The organism is Desulfocurvus sp. DL1XJH-121, assembly GCF_054819825.1.
Genome location: NZ_JBTVWW010000001.1, coordinates 204,900 through 222,309 on the forward strand (window position 1 = coordinate 204,900; position 17,410 = coordinate 222,309).

The 17,410-nt window shown below is 67.8% G+C and carries 17 protein-coding genes; 1 reads left to right on the forward strand and 16 read right to left on the reverse strand.

Translation table 11 applies throughout. The features are described 5' to 3' along the window. Window positions 1–9: 9 nt before the first annotated feature. The 8 genes from ACYYG1_RS00970 to ACYYG1_RS01005 form a co-directional block, all read right to left on the reverse strand. Window positions 10–810 (reverse strand): sulfite exporter TauE/SafE family protein, encoded by an 801-nt coding sequence (locus ACYYG1_RS00970; protein WP_461208394.1) that lies wholly within the window; start codon window positions 808–810, stop codon window positions 10–12. A gap of 305 nt (window positions 811–1,115) precedes the next feature. After that, the gene (locus ACYYG1_RS00975; protein ID WP_461208395.1) at window positions 1,116–1,913 is read right to left on the reverse strand and encodes a sulfite exporter TauE/SafE family protein; all 798 of its coding nucleotides are present in this window, start codon (window positions 1,911–1,913) and stop codon (window positions 1,116–1,118) included. 223 nt (window positions 1,914–2,136) lie between these two features. After that, window positions 2,137–3,138, reverse strand: coding sequence for an alpha-hydroxy-acid oxidizing protein (locus ACYYG1_RS00980; RefSeq protein WP_461208396.1), 1,002 nt, complete (start codon window positions 3,136–3,138; stop codon window positions 2,137–2,139). 105 nt (window positions 3,139–3,243) lie between these two features. Beyond that, complete coding sequence (locus ACYYG1_RS00985; protein WP_461208397.1) at window positions 3,244–3,960, reverse strand: FadR/GntR family transcriptional regulator; 717 nt, start codon at window positions 3,958–3,960, stop codon at window positions 3,244–3,246. A 171-nt stretch (window positions 3,961–4,131) separates the two neighbouring features. Continuing rightward, the gene (locus tag ACYYG1_RS00990) at window positions 4,132–4,773 is read right to left on the reverse strand and encodes an HD domain-containing protein (RefSeq protein ID WP_461208398.1); all 642 of its coding nucleotides are present in this window, start codon (window positions 4,771–4,773) and stop codon (window positions 4,132–4,134) included. A 185-nt stretch (window positions 4,774–4,958) separates the two neighbouring features. Beyond that, a complete protein-coding gene (gene argJ / locus ACYYG1_RS00995) occupies window positions 4,959–6,137 on the reverse strand; it encodes a bifunctional glutamate N-acetyltransferase/amino-acid acetyltransferase ArgJ (protein WP_461208399.1) in 1,179 nt (392 codons plus the stop codon). Between the two features lie 268 nt (window positions 6,138–6,405). After that, entirely contained in the window at window positions 6,406–8,913 is a 2,508-nt protein-coding gene (secA, locus tag ACYYG1_RS01000) for a preprotein translocase subunit SecA (RefSeq protein ID WP_461208400.1), read from the reverse strand. Next, on the reverse strand, window positions 8,897–10,156 hold the full coding sequence (locus ACYYG1_RS01005) for a (Fe-S)-binding protein (RefSeq protein ID WP_461208401.1): 1,260 nt from the start codon (window positions 10,154–10,156) through the stop codon (window positions 8,897–8,899). The genes secA and ACYYG1_RS01005 overlap by 17 nt, the downstream gene beginning before the upstream one ends. A gap of 159 nt (window positions 10,157–10,315) precedes the next feature. Between ACYYG1_RS01005 and ACYYG1_RS01010 the strand changes: the two genes are divergently transcribed. After that, complete coding sequence (locus ACYYG1_RS01010; protein ID WP_461208402.1) at window positions 10,316–11,212, forward strand: DMT family transporter; 897 nt, start codon at window positions 10,316–10,318, stop codon at window positions 11,210–11,212. 95 nt (window positions 11,213–11,307) lie between these two features. Here ACYYG1_RS01010 and ACYYG1_RS01015 read toward each other — a convergent pair whose 3' ends face one another. The 8 genes from ACYYG1_RS01015 to ACYYG1_RS01050 all read right to left on the reverse strand — a co-directional run bounded on the left by ACYYG1_RS01015 (window position 11,308) and on the right by ACYYG1_RS01050 (window position 17,409). Then, window positions 11,308–11,547, reverse strand: coding sequence for a hypothetical protein (locus tag ACYYG1_RS01015; RefSeq protein WP_461208403.1), 240 nt, complete (start codon window positions 11,545–11,547; stop codon window positions 11,308–11,310). Between the two features lie 7 nt (window positions 11,548–11,554). Further along, entirely contained in the window at window positions 11,555–11,998 is a 444-nt protein-coding gene (locus tag ACYYG1_RS01020; RefSeq protein ID WP_461208404.1) for a hypothetical protein, read from the reverse strand. Window positions 11,999–12,015: 17 nt separating this feature from the next. Then, window positions 12,016–12,369, reverse strand: coding sequence for a hypothetical protein (locus tag ACYYG1_RS01025; protein ID WP_461208405.1), 354 nt, complete (start codon window positions 12,367–12,369; stop codon window positions 12,016–12,018). Between the two features lie 208 nt (window positions 12,370–12,577). Next, a complete protein-coding gene (locus ACYYG1_RS01030; RefSeq protein WP_461208406.1) occupies window positions 12,578–13,951 on the reverse strand; it encodes an FAD-binding oxidoreductase in 1,374 nt (457 codons plus the stop codon). Window positions 13,952–14,004: 53 nt separating this feature from the next. Continuing rightward, window positions 14,005–14,472 (reverse strand): SsrA-binding protein SmpB, encoded by a 468-nt coding sequence (smpB, locus tag ACYYG1_RS01035; RefSeq protein WP_461208407.1) that lies wholly within the window; start codon window positions 14,470–14,472, stop codon window positions 14,005–14,007. 2 nt (window positions 14,473–14,474) lie between these two features. Continuing rightward, window positions 14,475–16,256: a phosphoenolpyruvate--protein phosphotransferase gene (gene ptsP, locus ACYYG1_RS01040; RefSeq protein WP_461208408.1), complete on the reverse strand. Its 1,782-nt coding sequence runs from the start codon at window positions 16,254–16,256 to the stop codon at window positions 14,475–14,477. Window positions 16,257–16,260: 4 nt separating this feature from the next. Continuing rightward, window positions 16,261–16,557 carry an HPr family phosphocarrier protein gene (locus ACYYG1_RS01045; protein ID WP_461208409.1) on the reverse strand — a complete coding sequence of 99 codons (297 nt, stop codon included), beginning with the start codon at window positions 16,555–16,557 and terminating at the stop codon, window positions 16,261–16,263. A 42-nt stretch (window positions 16,558–16,599) separates the two neighbouring features. Then, window positions 16,600–17,409, reverse strand: coding sequence for a PTS system mannose/fructose/sorbose family transporter subunit IID (locus ACYYG1_RS01050; protein WP_461208410.1), 810 nt, complete (start codon window positions 17,407–17,409; stop codon window positions 16,600–16,602). Between the last annotated feature and the right edge of the window lies 1 nt (window position 17,410).

The following is a 17,410-nucleotide window of genomic DNA, read 5'->3' on the forward strand; positions in this document are numbered from 1 at the left end:
CCCCGGCCGCTACAGCGCCAGACCCCAGGCCATCTTCAGGGCCACCAGGGCCAGCAGTGCGCCGAAGCCCATCCTGAGCCTGCCCACGGGCAGGCTGTGGGCCATGCGCGCGCCCAGGGGGGCCGTGGCCGCCCCGGCCGCCACGATGCCGAAAAACGCGGGCAGATACACGTAGCCCAGGGACCAGTCGGGCCGCCCGGCCACGCCCAGCCCCCCCAGCACGTTGACCACGACGCCCGTGGCGGCCACGGGCAGGCAGACGGCCGAGGAGATGCCCACGGCCCGGCGCATGGGCACGTGGCACCAGGACAGAAACGGCACGGCCAGGGTGCCGCCGCCGATGCCCACCAGATTGGCCACGGCGCCGATGCCCAGGCCCACCCCCGCGAGGCCTCGGCCCCGGGGCAGGGCGCGGCAGCCGTCCGTGGCGTCCTTGAGCATCATCCGCACGGCGACCCAGAACAGGAACGCGGCGAATATCCCCACCACCCAGCGGGCGGCCATGTGCGCCCCGGCATAGCCCCCCAGGACGGAGCCCGCCACCAGCCCCGGAGTCAGGGCGCGCACCACGGGCCAGTCCACGGCCCCGCGCCGGTTGTGGGCCAGGAAGCTGGACATCGAGGTGAACAGGATGCTGGCGATGGACGTGCCCACGGCGAGGTGGATGACGACGTGCGGGTTCACCGCCTGGTACGTGAAGCTGTAGACGAGCAAGGGAACGATGACGATGCCGCCGCCGATGCCGAACAGTCCGGCCAGGATGCCGGCTGCCGCGCCCACGGCGACGGACAGAAGAAATGTGGCCAACATGAAAAGCAGAATCCTTTGGCCGCCCCGGAGCCCCCGCGAACGGCGCGCAAAGTCGCACAAAGAGCCGACCAGCGCACTCGGCCGGGCTGTCGCCTGGTGATGAGCTGGTCGGTCTTTTTCTTACGGAACGGCCCGTGGGCCGCCCGTCGCCTCGTCAGTATTGGCCTGTGTGATGAATTGTTAATGCTGGTTTGTCAACATGTTAAGAGCAACAAGGAAAAACGGCGCGCCAAAAGCGAGGGGCCGCCCGCAATGCGCCCCTGCGCCTCGCGGACGGCCCCTTTGGCCTGAACCGGGGAGGAGGATTAAAACAATCCGAACAGCATCTTGGTGGCCACCACCAGCAGCAGCACGGCGAAGGCCTTCTTGAGCCTGGGCACGGGCAGGCTGTGGGCCAGGCGCACGCCGATGGGCGCGGTGAACACGCTGGTGACCACGATGCCGATGAGGGCGGGCAGGTACACGAAGCCCAGGGACCACTCGGGCCGCCCTTCCACGCCCGTGCCGTTGACCACGTAGCCGAAGGACCCGGCCAGGGCGATGGGGAAGCCGATGGCCGCCGAGGTGCCGATGGCCCGGTGCAGGGGCGTGTTGCACCAGACCAGGAAGGGCACGGACAGGGTGCCCCCGCCGATGCCCACCAGGCTGGAGATGATGCCGATGCCGCCGCCCACGCCGGTGATGCCCAGGCCGCCCGGCAGGTGGCGCGAGGGCTTGGGCTTCTTGCCGCTGATCATCTGCCAGGCCACGTAGTACAGGAAAAGCACGAAAAAGCCCTTCAGGAAATCCGAGGACAGCCGTGAGGCCACGAAGGACCCCAGGTACGTGCCCAGGAGGATGCCGACGACAATCTTGCGCACCACGCTCCAATCCACGGCCCCGCGCTTGTGGTGGGCCATGAAGCTGGACGTGGCCGTGAACAGGATGCTGGCCATGGACGTGCCCAGGGCGATCTGCATCATGAGGTCGGGATTGATGTGCTGGACGGTGAAGCAGTAGACGAGCATGGGCACGATGACCAGGCCGCCGCCGATGCCGAACAGCCCGGCCAGGATTCCGGCGATGGCGCCCACCAGCGCGTAGGTCAGGAGAACAGTCGTCATTGGAGTCACTTCCTTGGGGTTGGATGCCGGGTTGAGGTTTGGCGCGGGGAAAGACGTCCCTCCCCGCGCGGGGATTTCAACAATCAATATTCCTTATCGCAGACTGTTCAAAAATGTGCGGGTGCAAGGCGCAAGGGAAATTCAAGACCGACGCGTACTCCCTGTACGCGAGGGTTTGGATTTTCCGCAGCAACGCCGCAACCGTGCGTTTTTCAACAGTCTGCTAGGCCAGGATGTTGCGGGTGACGTCGCCCACGGTCTTGCAGCCCGTGAGCACCATGGCCTGCAGCAGCTCGCCGCGGATCTGCTCCAGGTACTTGGTCACGCCGTCGGTGAGGCCGCCCAGGGCGGCAACGCTGATGGGGCGGCCGATCATCACGGCGTGGGCCCCCAGCGCCAGCATCTTGAGCACGTCGGCGCCGGTGCGCACGCCGCCGTCCACGATGATCTCCAGGTCGCCCCGGGCCGCGTCGCAGATGGCGGGCAGGACCTCGGCCGTGCCCTGGGCGTGATCCAGCACGCGACCGCCGTGGTTGGAGACCACGATGGCGTCCACCCCGGCCTCCACGGCCAGGCGCGCGTCCTCCACGGTCATCACGCCCTTCAAGATGAACTTGCCCTGCACGCCGCGCACGATCTCCGCGAGCTTGGACAGGGGCTTGGGCGACACGGGGCGGCCCATCTTGCGCAGGGTGATGAGCCCGGCGGCGTCGATGTCCATGCCGAAGATGGCGGCCCCGGTGTCCGCGGCCTTGGCGATCTTGGCCTGGAATTCCTCGTCCTCCCAGGGCTTGATGAACGGGATGCCCGGGAACTTCCTGAGGCCCGCGCAGGCCGCGTCGATGATGAAGTCCGGCACGCCGTCGCCCACGCAGCCCACCACGCCGCAGTTCTTGCAGCCGCCGAGCACGGAATCCACATACTCTTCCTCGGTGATCTTGCCGCCCATGTTGAAGGACACGCCGCCGATGGGCGCGGCCAACACGGGCATGGCCAGATCCAGGCCCAGGAGATTCACGGACGGGTCGGGCTCCACGGCGTCGTGGATCAGGCGCATGCGCAGGCGCAGCTCGGCCAGGGCCTTGATGTTGTTTTCAAAGGACGCTCCCGTGCCCAGGCCGCCCATGCCCGGGACCTCGCCCCGACAGGCGCGGCCGTCGCACACCGGGCAGACCCGGCAAAAGCCCTTCATCAGTTCACGCGCCTTGTCCCGTACTTCCTTCATGACTCGCTCCTTGCGGCGCCACAGGCGCCTTGTTTGCAACCCGCGGACGCATCGACGCGCCCGCCAACGACATGATCCGCCGCCCTTTTCCCAGGACTTCCGGGATCAGTAGGGATCCTCATGTTGCTCGCACAAAAATGCTTCCATTTCACTCAAGTGGCGCACCATCTCCTGGGCCGCGCCGTCGGCGTCGCCGGCATCGAAGGCCTGGAGCATGCGCCGGTGCCCCTCCAGGGACACCCTGTCGCGCTCCCGGCTCTCCAGGTGCTGCGCGCGCGGCTCGTCGAACATGCGGGCCAGGGTCCGCACGGCCTCCACTGCGATGGGATTGCCCGTGGCCTCGGCTATCAGCCGGTGCAACTCCCGGTCCTCCTGGCGGCCGCTGCCGCCCTGGGCCATGACCCGCTCCTGGCGCCCCAGCGCGGCCCACAGGCGGGCCCGCTGCTCGGGCGTGGCGTTCTTCACGGCCTCGCGCACAAGCTGCGGCTCCAGCAGACGGCGGAAGCCGAAGACCTGCGACATGCGGCTGCGATGGTTGGCCAGGCCCCTGGTCAGGCGCGCCAGGATCTCGCTCTGGGGCAGGTCCACCAGGAAGGTGCCCGCGCCCCGGCGGGACTCGATGACGCCCTGGTCGGCCAGGGTCCGGATGGCCTCGCGCACGGAACTGCGCGCCACGCCGAATTCCTCGGCCAAATACCGTTCGGAGGGCAGCCTGCCCCCCGGGGCTATCTCGCCGGAACGCACCAGGCTCCTGATGCGCTCCACGGCCCTGCTGAAGGCCGTGCGCCCCACGGGCGCGGTGTTCTCTTCCCCTTGCGACATACGCACTCCTCGCGAACTGGTTGTGCTCACTGGTCAGACCAATACAACCAACACATATCGCCTGTCAATTGGTCTGACCAGTCAACCGGACACCCTCTGGTTACCCGGACAAAGAGCCCCGCGCACGTCCATGCGCGGGGCCCGGAAGATTCGCAAGCGGCGCGAGCCGCCTCAGCTCTTGCCGTTCTTGTTCTGCCACCAGGACTCGTCCGGCCCCTTGTACCACCAGTCCGTGTGGTCCGTGACCAGGATCTGCCCGGCCAGGGTCTTGCCCTCGGGGGTGCGCAGGCGCGGCATGGCGCCCTCGATCCACTTGTCCGCGTACTTGTTGCCCAGGTCCGACTGCTCTTTCAAGTTCAGGATCAGATCGATCTGGTCCGCGTCCTGGGCCAGGGCGGCCTCCAGGGTCTCCACGTCCTCCAGCTCGTCCCACATGGAAAGGATGGCCCCGCCCAGGCCCGTGCCCTTGGTGGCGTCCTCCAGGGCCTTGGTGCGATTGGAGGAATTGTAGAGCTTGTTCACGTAGTTGAAGTCCGCCGTGCGGGCCTCGTGCAGGTCGTGGAACAAACACAGCAGCGTGGTGCGCGAGACGTCGGCCCCGGCCATCTCGGCCAGCACGTAGCCGATGACCGCCGTGCGGAAGCTGTGCTCGGCCACGTTCTCCTGCCCGGTGCCCAGGAACTGGTACCCCGTGCGCGGCGTCTTGCGCAGCATCCCCGCCTCGAACAAAAAGTCCGCCAGGCGCTTCAACCGCTCCGGCCCCACATCGCTCCCAACAGCGCAGCTCTCGTCGTCGCTCTTCTTGAAACTCATAGTATGTAATCCTAATAATGTGTCTTCACTGACTTTTTCTTATCCATCCCCGCCCACGCGACCACGTAGGGCGCGAGAAGGGTGTGGATGCAAGGCGCAAGCGAGATTCAAGACCGACGCGTACTCCCCGTACGCGAGGGTTTGAATCTCGCGCAGCAACGCAGCAGACGCGCCCTTATCGCGCCCTACGTGCGGTAGTCGGCGTTGATGGAGATGTACTCGTGCGTGAGATCCGAGGCCAGGATGTACGACTCGCCCTTTCCCGCGCCCAGGTTCACGTCGATGTTCACGTCCTGGCGGTCCAGGATGGGCGCGAACATGGCGTCGATGTCCATCTTCACGGGCTGGCCGTCCTTGAATATCTCCAGGCCGCCGATGGCGATGGAGACCTTCATGGGATCGAACTCGGCGCCGCTGCGGCCCAGGGCCGCGGCGATGCGGCCCCAGTTGGGGTCCTTGCCGTAGAGCGCGGTCTTGACCAGGGGCGAGTTGCCCACGGTGCGCGCGGCCATGTCGGCCTGGGCGTCGTCCACGGCCCCGGACACGGTGATCTCCACCACCTTGGTGCCGCCCTCGGCGTCCTGCACGATGAGGTAGGCCAGCTCCTGGCAGACTTCGAGCACGGCCTCGGCCAGGTCCTGCTCGCCGCCCTCCTCGAACTCCACCCCGGCGGCGCCGTTGGCCAGGCCGTAGATGGTGTCGTTGGTGCTGGTGTCGCCGTCCACGGTGACGCGGTTGAAGCTCTCGTTCGCGGCCCAGCGGATGATGCGCCGCCACAGCTCCGGCTCCACGGCCGCGTCGGTGATGACGACCCCGAGCATGGTGGCCATGTTCGGGCTGATCATGCCCGCGCCCTTGCACATGCCCAGCACGCGCACCTCGCGGCCCTCGGCCTCGAAGGACTGCCAGGCCAGCTTGGGAAAGGTGTCCGTGGTCATGATGGCCTTGGCCATGTCCAGGGGGCCGAGCTTGCCGTAGCTCTCGCGCAGCTCGTCCATGGCGGCCTGCCACCTGTCCATGCGCAGCTGGTCGCCGATGACGCCCGTGGACGCGGGCAGGACCTCGTCCTCGCCGATGCCCAGGTTCTGGGCCACCAGCTCGCGGGTCACGCGGCAATTGTCCAGGCCCTCCTGGCCGGTGCAGGCGTTGGCCTGGCCGGAATTAATCATCACGGCGCGGGCCGTGCCGCTCTTGTCCAGCAGGGCCTTGCCCGCGAGCACCGGGGCGGCCTGGAAGCGGTTGGTGGTGAACACGCCCGCGGCCGAGGCCGGGGCCTTGCTGACCACGACTCCGAGGTCGAGGCGGTCCTGCTTCTTGAAACCCGCGGCGGCCGCGGCGAACCTGTAGCCCTGGGGCACCAGCATGGCATGCTCCAAAAAGGTTGTCTGTTGTCTTGGGATCCGGCGGGGTGCGCCGGAAGTCAGGTACGATACCCCCCGCCCCTGCCCCTGGCAAGCCGGGCCGTTCCACGAAAACGGGCCCCCGGCGGGGGGCCCGAAAACATCTCCAGACTGTTCAAAAATAGTGAGATGCAAGGCGCAAGACAACTGCAAGACCGACGCGTACTCCCGTACGCGAGGTTTTGCAGTTGTCGCAGCAACGCCGCAGATCGCTATTTTTCAACAGTCTGGCCTAGCGGCCGCAGCATTGCTTGTACTTCTTGCCCGAGCCGCAGGGACAGGGGGCGTTGCGCCCGACCTTGGGGGCCTCGCGGCGCACGGTCTCGGCCTTGGGGGCCTCCCCGGACTGCATGCGCACGTCGCGGGTGGTGTCCTTGTGCTGGAAGTCCTCTTCCCGGGCCTCGGTCTGGATGCGCAGGCGGCACAGGGCGCGCAGGGTGTTCTCCTTGATGCGCTCCAGCATGTCCTGGAACAGCTCGAAGCCCTCGCGCTTGTATTCCTGCTTGGGGTCCTTCTGGCCGTAGCCGCGCAGGCCGATGCCCTCGCGCAGGTGGTCCATGGTCAGGAGGTGCTCCTTCCAGTTGCGGTCCAGGCTCTCCAGCAGGAAGTAGCGCAGAATCTCCTTGTACACGTCCCCGGCCCCGGCCTTGAGGGCGTCGAGCTTGGCGCGCACGGCCCGGCCGCCCTCTTCCAGGGACGGCAGGTTGGCGCGCAGCTCCTGGGCCGGGGCGAGGTTGAACAGCTCATCCAGCTTGGCCGCGGCGTAGTCCATGTCCTCGTCGTCGGGCTCCTTGGCGTGCGTCACCGGCCCCAGGATGCCCTCCAGGAACTCGTCGGCGAACCCGTGGACCATCTCCTCCAGGTCCTCCTGGGCCGCGTTCATGATCTCGCGGCGCTGGGAATAGATCACCGTGCGCTGCTGGTTCATGGTGTCGTCGAAGTCCAGGAGCTGCTTGCGGATGTCGAAGTTGTGGCTTTCCACGCGCTTCTGGGCGTTCTCGATGGCCCGGGAGACCATCTTGTTCTCGATGGCGTCGTCGTCCTCCAGGCCCAGCCTGTCCATGATCCCGGCGATGCGGTCGGAGCCGAACAGGCGCATGAGCTCGTCGTCCAGGGCCAGGTAGAAGCGGGACTCGCCCGGGTCGCCCTGGCGGCCGGAGCGGCCGCGCAGCTGGTTGTCGATGCGCCGGGACTCGTGGCGCTCGGTGCCCAGGATGTACAGGCCGCCCAACTCCTTGACGCCCTCGCCCAGCTTGATGTCCGTGCCTCGGCCGGCCATGTTGGTGGCGATGGTCACCTTGCCCCGCTGCCCGGCCTCGGCCACGATCTCGGCCTCGCGGTCGTGCTGCTTGGCGTTCAATACGTTGTGCGGGACGCGCTTCTTCTTGAGCAGGTTCGAGATGAGCTCGGACTTGTCGATGGTGATGGTGCCCACGAGCACGGGCTGGCCCTTGGCGTGCAGGCGCGCGATGTCCTCCACGATGGCCCGGAATTTGGCGTCCTGGTTCTTGTACACCAGGTCGGGCATGTCCTTGCGCACCATGGGCTGGTGCGTGGGGATCACGGCCACCTCCAGCCCATAGATCTGGCTGAACTCCACGGCCTCGGTGTCCGCGGTGCCGGTCATGCCCGAGAGCTTGTCGTACATGCGGAAATAGTTCTGGAAGGTGATGGAGGCCAGGGTCTGGTTCTCGGCCTCGACCTTGACGTGCTCCTTGGCCTCCAGAGCCTGGTGCAGGCCGTCGGAGAAGCGGCGGCCGGGCATGAGGCGGCCCGTGAACTCGTCCACGATGACCACCTGGCCGTCCTTGACGATGTAGTCCTCGTCGCGGGCGAAGAGCCTGTGGGCCTTCAGGGCCTGCAGGATGTGGTGCTGCAGGGTGATGTTGGCCGGGTCGAAGAGGTTGTCGATCTGGAGGATCTCCTCGCAGCGGGCCACGCCCTCGTCGGTCAGGCCCACGGAGTTGGCCTTCTCGTCCACGGTGTAGTGCTGTTCGATGGTCAGCTTGGGAACGATGGAGTTCATCTGATCGTACATGCCCACGGAGCTCTCGGCCTGTCCGGAGATGATCAGCGGGGTGCGCGCCTCGTCGATGAGGATGGAGTCCACCTCGTCCACGATGCAGAAGTTCAGGGGCCGCTGCACCAGCTGCTCCTTGTAGAACTTCATGTTGTCGCGCAGGTAGTCGAACCCGAACTCGTTGTTGGTGCCGTAGGTGATGTCCGCGCCATAGGCGGCCTGGCGCTCAGTGTCGTCCAGGCCGTGGACGATGACGCCCGTGGAAAGCCCCAGGAAGGAATAGATCTGGCCCATCCATTCGGCGTCGCGGCTGGCCAGGTAGTCGTTCACCGTGACCACGTGCACGCCCTTGCCCGCAAGGGCGTTGAGCACCACGGGCAGGGTGGCCACCAGGGTCTTGCCCTCGCCGGTGCGCATCTCGGCGATGCGGCCCTGGTGCAGCACGCAGCCGCCCACCAGCTGCACGTCGAAGTGGCGCATGTCCATGGTCCGGCGGCCCGCCTCGCGCACCAGGGCGAAGACGTCGGGCAGCAGGCCTTCCAGGTCCCTGCCCGCCTCCACCTGGCGCCGGTACTCGGCCACGCGGGCCGGGAAGTCGCCGTCGGCCAGGGCCCTGATTTCGCCTTCCAGGGAATTGACCTTGTCCACCAGCGGAGTCAGCGTCTTCAGGTAGCGTTCGTTCTTGGTGCCGAAAATCTTGCGGCTAATGGCGCCCAGCATTCGTTTCTCCCGGTGGATAGGCGTTGGGCCCGGCCTCGTGGGCGGGCGATTCGATGTGCGCGACGGCGTCCAGCCAGTGGGCCACGGCCACGCCCTCGGGGGCGGAGGCCGAAAGCTGCAGCCAGCAGCCGCTGCATCCGGTGAGCACCTGGGCGCCGGGTCCGGCCGCCATGCGCTCCCAGAGATTGTCCGCCACCCTGGCGGAGAGTTCGGGCGCGGCCAGCTGGAGCACGCCGCCCAGGCCGCAGCAGGCCTTGCCGTCGCCCCGGTCCAGGCGCTCTCCCGCCGCCCGGGCCAGCAGGCGCGCGTCCGGGTCTTTGGCGGGCGCGTGGCAGGGCCGGTGATAATGCAATTCGTCCGGCACCGCGTTCGTGGCCGTGAGCGAGGCCCCGGCCAAAAGTTCGGACAGGGGCGTCAGGGCCTCGGTCCAGGCGCGGGCCTCGTCCTGGTCCAGGCCCAGGTCCGCGCACTGCGGATAGGCGGCCAGAGAGCTCCAGCAGGAGGCGCAGAAGGTCACCAGCCTGGGCCGCCCGGCCTCGCGCCAGGCGTCCACGTTGGCGCGCATGGCCGCGAACTGCGGCCCGGCCAGCCCGGCGTGGCCCAGGGTGCCGCCGCAGCAGGACCAGCGGGGCTCGGGCAGGACCTCGGCCCCGGCGGCCGTAAGCAGCTCCCGGGCCGTGGCCGTCCACCGCGTGCGCACGGAACGGGCCAGACAACCCGGGAAAAGTACGACCTTCCCGGGGCGAGGGCAAGCTTCCAGGCCCCGGAACTCGATCCAGGGACGTATGGCGCTGCCCCGGCCCATGGCCGCCAGGGACCGTCCGGTCCTGGCCGCCGCGCCGTGCCCGGCGGAAACGAGCCCGCCCAGGGCGGTCCCCAGGCGCGCGGCCGCGGGCCAGAGAAGGCCCGAGCCCTGGATCCAGGCGCGCCACAGCCAGCGGCGGAAATCCGGATGCCCGGCGCGCAGGCGGGAGACTGTGGCGGGCACGTCCACGCCCTGGGTGCAGGCCTTGGCGCAGCGCCCGCAGGTCAGGCAGAGGGAGGCCAGTTTCCGGGCGTCGGTGCGGGACAGGGCCCCGGGATCGTCGCGCAGGCGCTGCAATACGAACAGCTTGGCCCGGGGGGACAGTTCCTCGCGCCCGGTGGCCGCCAACAGGGGGCAGACCTCCAGGCACTTGCCGCAGAGGATGCACTGGGGTTCGGCCTTGGGGCCCGTGGTGTGATTGTCGTGTTCTGGATTCATGCCGTCGGTCTTTTGCCTGCGCCGTGGCAAGATAAGTACCCCGCGCCCGTCCGTCAATGCGAGGGCCGCAAACGGCTTTACTTTGGGCTCCGGCGGGGTGTAGATGGATGCGCCGCGCCCGTCCCGGGGCGGCCAATCCGCCACGCGAGGGTGCAATCCGTGCCTCGGACCCCCAATTTCGCCGCCTACGCGGCCCTGTGCCTGGCCTCCCTGTTCTGGGCCGGTTCCTTCAGCGCCACCAAGATAGCCCTGTCCGGCTATGCCCCCATGGTGGTGGTCTTCGGGCGCATGTTCCTGGCCACCCTGATCCTGGCCCCCTTCGCCGGGCGCATCCTGCGCACCTGCTCGCGCGAGCCCGGAGACTGGAAATACCTGCTGCTCATGGTCCTGGGCGAGCCCTGCCTGTACTTCGTGTTCGAGGCCAACGCCCTGCGCCTGACCACCTCGTCCCAGGCGGGCATGATCACCGCCACCATGCCGTTGTTCGTGTCCGTGGCCGCGTATTTCCTCTTGGGGGAACGCCTGGGCCGCAAGACCGTGGCCGGCTTGCTCCTGGCGGCCCTGGGCGTGGTCTGGCTGTCCACCGGGGGCTCGGCCACGGCCGACGCGCCCGACCCTATGCTGGGCAACACCCTGGAAGTCCTGGCCATGGCCTGCACAGTGAGCTACATCATCAACTCCAAGCGCCTGTCCCTGCGCTACCCGCCCCTGGCCCTGACCATGTTCATGTCCTGGGCCGGGACGATCTTCTTCCTGCCGCTGATTTTCCTGCCGGGCACGGAACTGCCCGCGGCCTTCCCCCTGGGCCCGACCCTGGGGGTGGTCTTCCTCTGCCTGTTCGCCACCCTGGGGGCGTTCTTCTGCTACAACTACGGGGTCAAGGCCATCCCGGCCAGCCAGGCCGCGACCTTCGTGAACCTGATCCCCGTGCAGACGGTGATCATGGGCTGGCTGATCCTGGACGAGGTCTTCACGCCCCATCAATTCGCGGCCTCGGCCCTGGTCCTGGCCGGGGTCTGGCTCTCCCAGCAGCGCAAGGCCAAACCGGCCGCCTGAACCCCGGAAACAAAAACGCCGCGCCCCCCAAAGGAATCGCGGCGGCATGGATGGCCGGGGAAACAGGACCTGACGGGCACCGGACCGGGCGCGGCTCAGTCCGCGTCCTTGGCTTTGAACTTGGCGTAGTTCCAGTCGGAGACGTCGATGACGCCCATCATGATCAGGATGTCGCCCAGGCCGTATTCGCTGCGTGAGCCGGACTTGTAGTCCCTGGCCTTTTCCAGGTCGGCCCTGGTGATCAGCCCGACGGCCAGGAGATACTCCTCGGGCGTGGACAGGACCTCGGCGGGTTCCTCCGAGGAGCCCTGGGAAGGCAGGGAGCCGGGCCCCATGGCGCCGTCATTCCTCGTCTTCGACCTTGGCCCTGGCGAACTCCCAGTCCGAGGCGTCGATGGCCTTCATCATGACCAGGATCTCGGCCAGGCTATGCTCGCTGTGAATCCCGGCCTTGTGCCCGCGGGCAAGCTCCAGGTCCTTCCGGGACAACAGACCGGCGGCCACGAGATAGTCCTCGGGCGCGGCCGGGGCCTCGGCGGGCGCGCTGCGGGCGGCCCCGGCGGCGGGCTCCTGCCCGGGGTCGGACAGGGCCGCCCGTTTCCTGCGCAGCTCGTCCTCCTCGGCGGCCAGCCGGGCGACCTCGGCCGCCTGATCCTCCACCTTGACCTCGAGCATGGAGACCGCCGACTCGTTCCTGCGGATCTCGTCGGTGTAGACCCGGGTCATGCGCGAATAGGCCACGGGCACGGCGACCAGCAGCACGAGCCCCAGAAGGGAAAGATACATGACTGTCACGCCGCCCCCTACGCCAGTTCCCTGGAGGCGACGGCCACGTCCTCCTCGGTGATCACGCCCAGGATGATCAGCGCCTGCTCCTCGCTCTGCGCGCCCCCGCCCCCGGACATGAAGGTCCTGGCGCGCAGCACGTCCTCGGCCGAGATGCGGCCGCTGGCCTGGAGCACGTCCATGACCGTGCGCCGGGGGGAGTCCGCGGCCAGGGCGGCCTCGCGCTCCTCGCGCCGGACGCGCTCCAGCTCCTCAACCTCGACCGCCAGGGCCTTGACCCGGGATTGGCGCAGGACCGCGTCCCGACGCAATTCGTCCAGGTCCTTTTCCAATCCCCTGGCCCTGGCGCGCAAATCGACGATTATGGCCACGCACTTCGCGCGAAACCGGCCAACGAAGACTCCAAAAACGCATGCACCCGCAAGCAACGCCAGGCACACAACAGCGACAATACCCAAATAGCCCTCCACATTGGTGGTTCGTGGAAGGATAATTACACTATTTTTAAGGGTATGTGCAACAGGGGGCCGGCGCAATGCGAAAGCCGGCCCCCAGATATCGCCGCCCGGGGCGGCGGCGTCAGTAGGATTTGCCCGGATTGAGGATGCCGTGGGGGTCGAAGGAGGCCTTGATGGAGCGCATCAGCTCCCGCTCCAGGGGCGAGAGCTGACGGTCCAGGAAGCCGTGCTTGGTCAGGCCCACCCCGTGCTCGCCGGACATGGTGCCCCCCAGGGACAGCACCAGCTCCACGACGCGCTCCTTGGCGCGGGCCGCGCGCGGGCCGTCCCCGGCCGCCTTGTCGTACATGATGTTCACGTGCAGGTTGCCGTCGCCCAGGTGCCCGAAGACCAGGATGCAGAGGTCCTGCTCCCGGGCGATGGCGCCGATGCCGTCCACGGCGCGGGACACCTGGCCGCGCGGCACGGTGACATCGTCGGAGCTCTTGTCCGGGGCGACCTTGAAGGAGGCCGGGTTGATGAGGCGGCGAATCTCCCACAGGGGTTCCTCCTCCTCGGGGCCCATGCCCCGCTCCAGGAACGAGGGCGAGGAGGCCGCGATCACCGCGACGAGCCGCTCCAGGTCGCTGGCCAGGGCCTCGCGGCCGCCGTCCAGGCGCAGGAGCAGGGCCGCCCCGGTCTCCCTGGGCCAGGGCACGTCGCCCACGCGCTCCACGGCGCGCAGCACCGCGTCGGTCATGAACTCCATGGCCGCGGGCAGGATGCCCGCCTCGAACAGGGCCCGGGCCGCGGCCAGTGCGCCGTCCACCCCGGGCCAGCCCGCCAGCACCGAGGCCGTGGCCTCGGGCGCGGGGATGAGCTTGAGCACGGCCTCGGTGACCACTCCCAGGGTGCCCTCGCTGCCCACGAACAGGCGGGTCAGGTCCAGGCCCACCACGTTCTTGTGGTTGCGGCCCCCGGTGGTGAGCACGCGGCCCCCGGGCAGCACGGCCGTGAGCCCCAGCACGTAGTCGCGGGTCACGCCGTATTTCACGGCGCTCATGCCGCCCGCGCCCGTGGCCAGGTTGCCGCCCACGGTGGAGATGCGCATGCTGGCCGGGTCCGGGGGATAGAAGAGCCCGCGCGAGGCCAGCTCCTTCTTGAGGTCCCCGGTGGGCACGCCCGGCTGGACCACGGCCACGAAATCGTCGTGGTCGATGTCCAGGATGCGGTTCATGAGCAGTGTGGAGACCACCACCCCGCCCCCCTTGGGCACGCACGCGCCCACCACGTTGGTGCCCCGGGCGCGGGGGAACAGGGGCACGCGCTCGGCGTCGGCCCAGGCCAGCAGTTCCACCACCTGCTCCTGGGAGTCGGGCCGCACCACGGCCCAAGGCGCGTCGAACAGGCGGCTGGCGTCCGTGCCGAAGACGGCGGACTCCTCCGGGGAATCCACATACTGCTCGCCGGGAAACAATTGCTGCAGGAAACCGCGCTGCTCGCGGGTCAGGGTCATGTCGTCTCTCCGTGGATGCGCGCCCGGGCTCGAAGCCCCGGGCGGAGGGGGAATCATTTGAAGCGGGCCAGCTCCCGGGCGGTGTCGCGCTGGATGTCGCGGGCTTTGAGGTCCTCGCGGCGGTCGTGGATCTTCTTGCCCCGGCACAGGGCGATCTCCACCTTCACCCGGCCCTTCTTGAAATACATCTTCAGCGGCACCACGGAAAGCCCCTTCTGCTCCACCTTGGCGGCCAGGGTGTCGATCTCGTAGCCGTGCAACAGGAGCTTGCGCTCGCGCTCGGGCTCGTGGCCGAAGTAGGAGGCCTGCTCATAGGGCGCGATGTGCACGCCCACCAGCCAGGCCTCGCCCCCGGACAGGCGCACGTAGCCGTCCTTGAAGCTCACGCGGCCCTCGCGCAGGGACTTGACCTCGGAGCCCATGAGGGAAATGCCCGCCTCAAAGGTGTCCAGGACCTCGTAGTTGCGCCGCGCGTTCTTGTTGCTGCCGATGAGCTTGGTGCCGGGATTGGGAGCAGACATGATCAGACCAGGTCCTCGTTGTCCAAAAGGGAAGAATAGAAGCTCAGTTCCTCGGGGAAGCGCTGGAAGATGCTCTCCATGACCAGGCGGTTGATCTTGGTCACGGTGCGGCACTTGAGCACGCGCCGCAAGAGCTCCTTGCACTCGTCCATGGTGGTCTGGCGGATGATGCGCTTGATGCCCGGGATGGCCTGGGGGTTCATGCTGATGCAGTCGATCTGCATGCCCATGAGGATGGGCACGCAGAACGGGTCCGAGGCCACCTCGCCGCACAGGCTGACCTCGATGCCGCTCTGGTGCGCGGCGTCCACCACGTGCTTGATGGAGCGCAGCACCGCCGGATGCAGGGGCTGGTAGAGGTAGGACACGTTCTTGTTGGTGCGGTCGATGCCCAGGGAATACTGGATCAGGTCGTTGGTGCCGATGGAGAAGAAGTCCACTTCCTTGGCCAGGAGCTCCGCCGTCATCACGGCCGAGGGCAGCTCCATCATGATGCCAACGGGCAGGTCCTCGTTGAAGGCCAGGCCCTCGGAGGCCAGCTCGCGCTTGGCCTCGCGCAGGACCTTGTTGGCCTCGCGCAGCTCGCGGAGCCCGGAGATCATGGGATACATGATGGCCGTGTTGCCCTCCACGCTGGCGCGCAGAAGGGCCCTGAGCTGGGTCTTGAACAGGTCGCGGTGCTGCAGGCAGAGGCGGATGGACCTGAGGCCCAGGGCCGGGTTGCGCTCGTCCGTGAGGCCCAGGCCGTTGACGAACTTGTCCGCGCCAAGGTCCAGGGAGCGGAAGACCACCTTGGCCGGGGCCATGATGGAGGCCAGGTCCCGGTACTCCTCCACGAGCTCCTCCTCCGTGGGCAGGACCTCGCGGTTCATGTACGAATATTCCGTGCGGTACAGGCCCACGCCCTCGCCCCCGTGGTCCAGGACCGTGGCCACCTCCTCGAAGAGTTCGATGTTGGCCAGGACCTGCACCCGGTAGCCGTCGATGGTCTCGCCGGGCAGGTGGCAGTTGCGCACGATGAGCTTTTCGTAGCTCTCGAACTGCTCCTGCAGGGCCACGTATTCCGTGAGCTCCTCGTCGTCGGGGTCCACCAGGATGCGGCCCTTCAAGGCATCGATGATCACGAAGGAGCCGTCCTCCACCACCAGCTCCAGGTCCTTGACGCCCACGATGGACGGGATCTGCAGCGAGCGGGCCAGGATGCCCGTGTGCGAGGTCTTGCCGCCCTCGGCGGTGGTGAAGGCCATGATCTTGTCCACTTCCAGGCCCGCGGTGTCCGAGGGGGCCAGGTCGTGGGCCATGAGGATGATGCGGCCCTCGATCTCCTTGATCTCGGGATTCAGGCCCATGAGCTGGGAGAGCACGCGGTCCGCCACCAGGCGCACGTCCTGAATGCGCTGGCGGATGTATTCGTCCTCGATGACCTCGAAGCGCTTCTCCATGTCCTTGACGGCCTTTAAGAGCGCCCATTCCGCGTTGATGCGCATGCGCTCGATGTAGCCGCAGGTCATGTCGCGCAGCTTGGGGTCGCGCAGGATGGTCACGTGGGAGTCGATGATCAGGCCGTGCTCCTTGAACTCCGCGGGCACGCTCTCGCGCACGGTCTGCAGCACGTCCACGGCCTGGTCCACGGCCTGGGCGAAACGCTCCTGTTCGCTCTCCACGAAATGGCTGGCGATGGTCTGCCTGGGAATGCGCCCATGCAGCCGACGGTTCATGAAAAAGGCCTTGCCTATGGCGATGCCCGAAGAAACCGGTATGCCCGTGAGGACCTTCCTGGCCAACTGCCTACTCCTCGACGAAACGGCTCTCAAAGAGCCTGGTGATGGACGCCAGGGCCTGTTCCGCGTCCGCGCCCGAGGCGCGCACGGTCATGCGGCCTCCCTGGGGCGCGGCCAGGGTCAGGATGTCCAGGATGCTCTTTGCGTCCACCTCCTGGTCTCCGCAGACCAGGGCGATGGCGCTTTCGAAGCGTTGCGCCTCCTGCGCGAGCCGTGCGGCGGGCCGGGCATGCAGCCCGAGCTCGTTGGCCACGCGCACTTCGGCGCTGACGGAGTTTGAGGGGGTCGTCCCCTGATCGTTCACGTCTATCCTCCTTGGGCCGCGACATCGCGCCGCCCCAGCATGCTAAAAAAGTCCGGCGATCCACCTCTTCAGCCAGGGCAGGGCCAGATACAGGGCCAGCATCATGGCGGCCAGTATCTCGCGCGAAAGCCCCAGGGAGAAGACCACCACGGCGGCCCCGGCCAACAGCGAGGTCATGGCCAGCCATTCGTACCAGACGACTTCCACGGGCCAGGCCAGGACCCACAGGATCACCAGCAGGATCGCGTTCACGTACTTGAAGCGCCGCCCCCAGTTGATGAGGTTCCAGCGCCCCAGACGATGCAGGAAATTGAGCCCCTCCCGGAATCCGAACCAGAAGGTGGCGACCTTGAAGAAGACCAGCGCCGCGACGCAGGCCGCGCCCAGGCCCACGGCCAGCGGGCCCTGCCCGGCCAGCACCAGGCAGGCCGTGGCCAGGGACCAGAGCACCAGCACGCTGCCGCCGAAGAACGAGTCCCCGATGGCCGACAGGGTGTAGACCGTGGTGCCGCGCACGTTCTCGAACATCTCCGGGGTCAGGATGCCCCGGGAAATCTTCTTTTCCATGCCCAGGAAGATGCCCACCAAGAGCGGCGTCCAGAAGAGGTGCGTGTTGTAGTGCCCGGCATAGCGGGCCCGGGCCTCGCGCAGGCGCTCCCCCGGGCCGTAGATGGCCACCAGCCCCGGCTCCATGGCGAAGGCCAGCCCCAGGTTCTGCATGCCGCGCCTGCTCCAGCCAACGCCCACCAGCCAGGTGCGCGCCAAGCAGGTCAGGAGGACCCTGGCGGTGGGGAAGACCGCCGCCTTCTGGGCGGCGCCTTGCGCGGTGCTCTGGGCCGTGTCGCCGTTCAAG

Coding starts and splice junctions, on each gene's coding strand:
- ACYYG1_RS00970 (WP_461208394.1), bottom strand. CDS start 810: ATGTTGGCCACATTTCTTCTGTCCGTCGCCGTGGGCGCGGCAGCCGGC.
- ACYYG1_RS00975 (WP_461208395.1), bottom strand. CDS start 1,913: ATGACGACTGTTCTCCTGACCTACGCGCTGGTGGGCGCCATCGCCGGA.
- ACYYG1_RS00980 (WP_461208396.1), bottom strand. CDS start 3,138: ATGAAGGAAGTACGGGACAAGGCGCGTGAACTGATGAAGGGCTTTTGC.
- ACYYG1_RS00985 (WP_461208397.1), bottom strand. CDS start 3,960: ATGTCGCAAGGGGAAGAGAACACCGCGCCCGTGGGGCGCACGGCCTTC.
- ACYYG1_RS00990 (WP_461208398.1), bottom strand. CDS start 4,773: ATGAGTTTCAAGAAGAGCGACGACGAGAGCTGCGCTGTTGGGAGCGAT.
- argJ (WP_461208399.1), bottom strand. CDS start 6,137: ATGCTGGTGCCCCAGGGCTACAGGTTCGCCGCGGCCGCCGCGGGTTTC.
- secA (WP_461208400.1), bottom strand. CDS start 8,913: ATGCTGGGCGCCATTAGCCGCAAGATTTTCGGCACCAAGAACGAACGC.
- ACYYG1_RS01005 (WP_461208401.1), bottom strand. CDS start 10,156: ATGAATCCAGAACACGACAATCACACCACGGGCCCCAAGGCCGAACCC.
- ACYYG1_RS01015 (WP_461208403.1), bottom strand. CDS start 11,547: ATGGGGCCCGGCTCCCTGCCTTCCCAGGGCTCCTCGGAGGAACCCGCC.
- ACYYG1_RS01020 (WP_461208404.1), bottom strand. CDS start 11,998: ATGTATCTTTCCCTTCTGGGGCTCGTGCTGCTGGTCGCCGTGCCCGTG.
- ACYYG1_RS01030 (WP_461208406.1), bottom strand. CDS start 13,951: ATGACCCTGACCCGCGAGCAGCGCGGTTTCCTGCAGCAATTGTTTCCC.
- smpB (WP_461208407.1), bottom strand. CDS start 14,472: ATGTCTGCTCCCAATCCCGGCACCAAGCTCATCGGCAGCAACAAGAAC.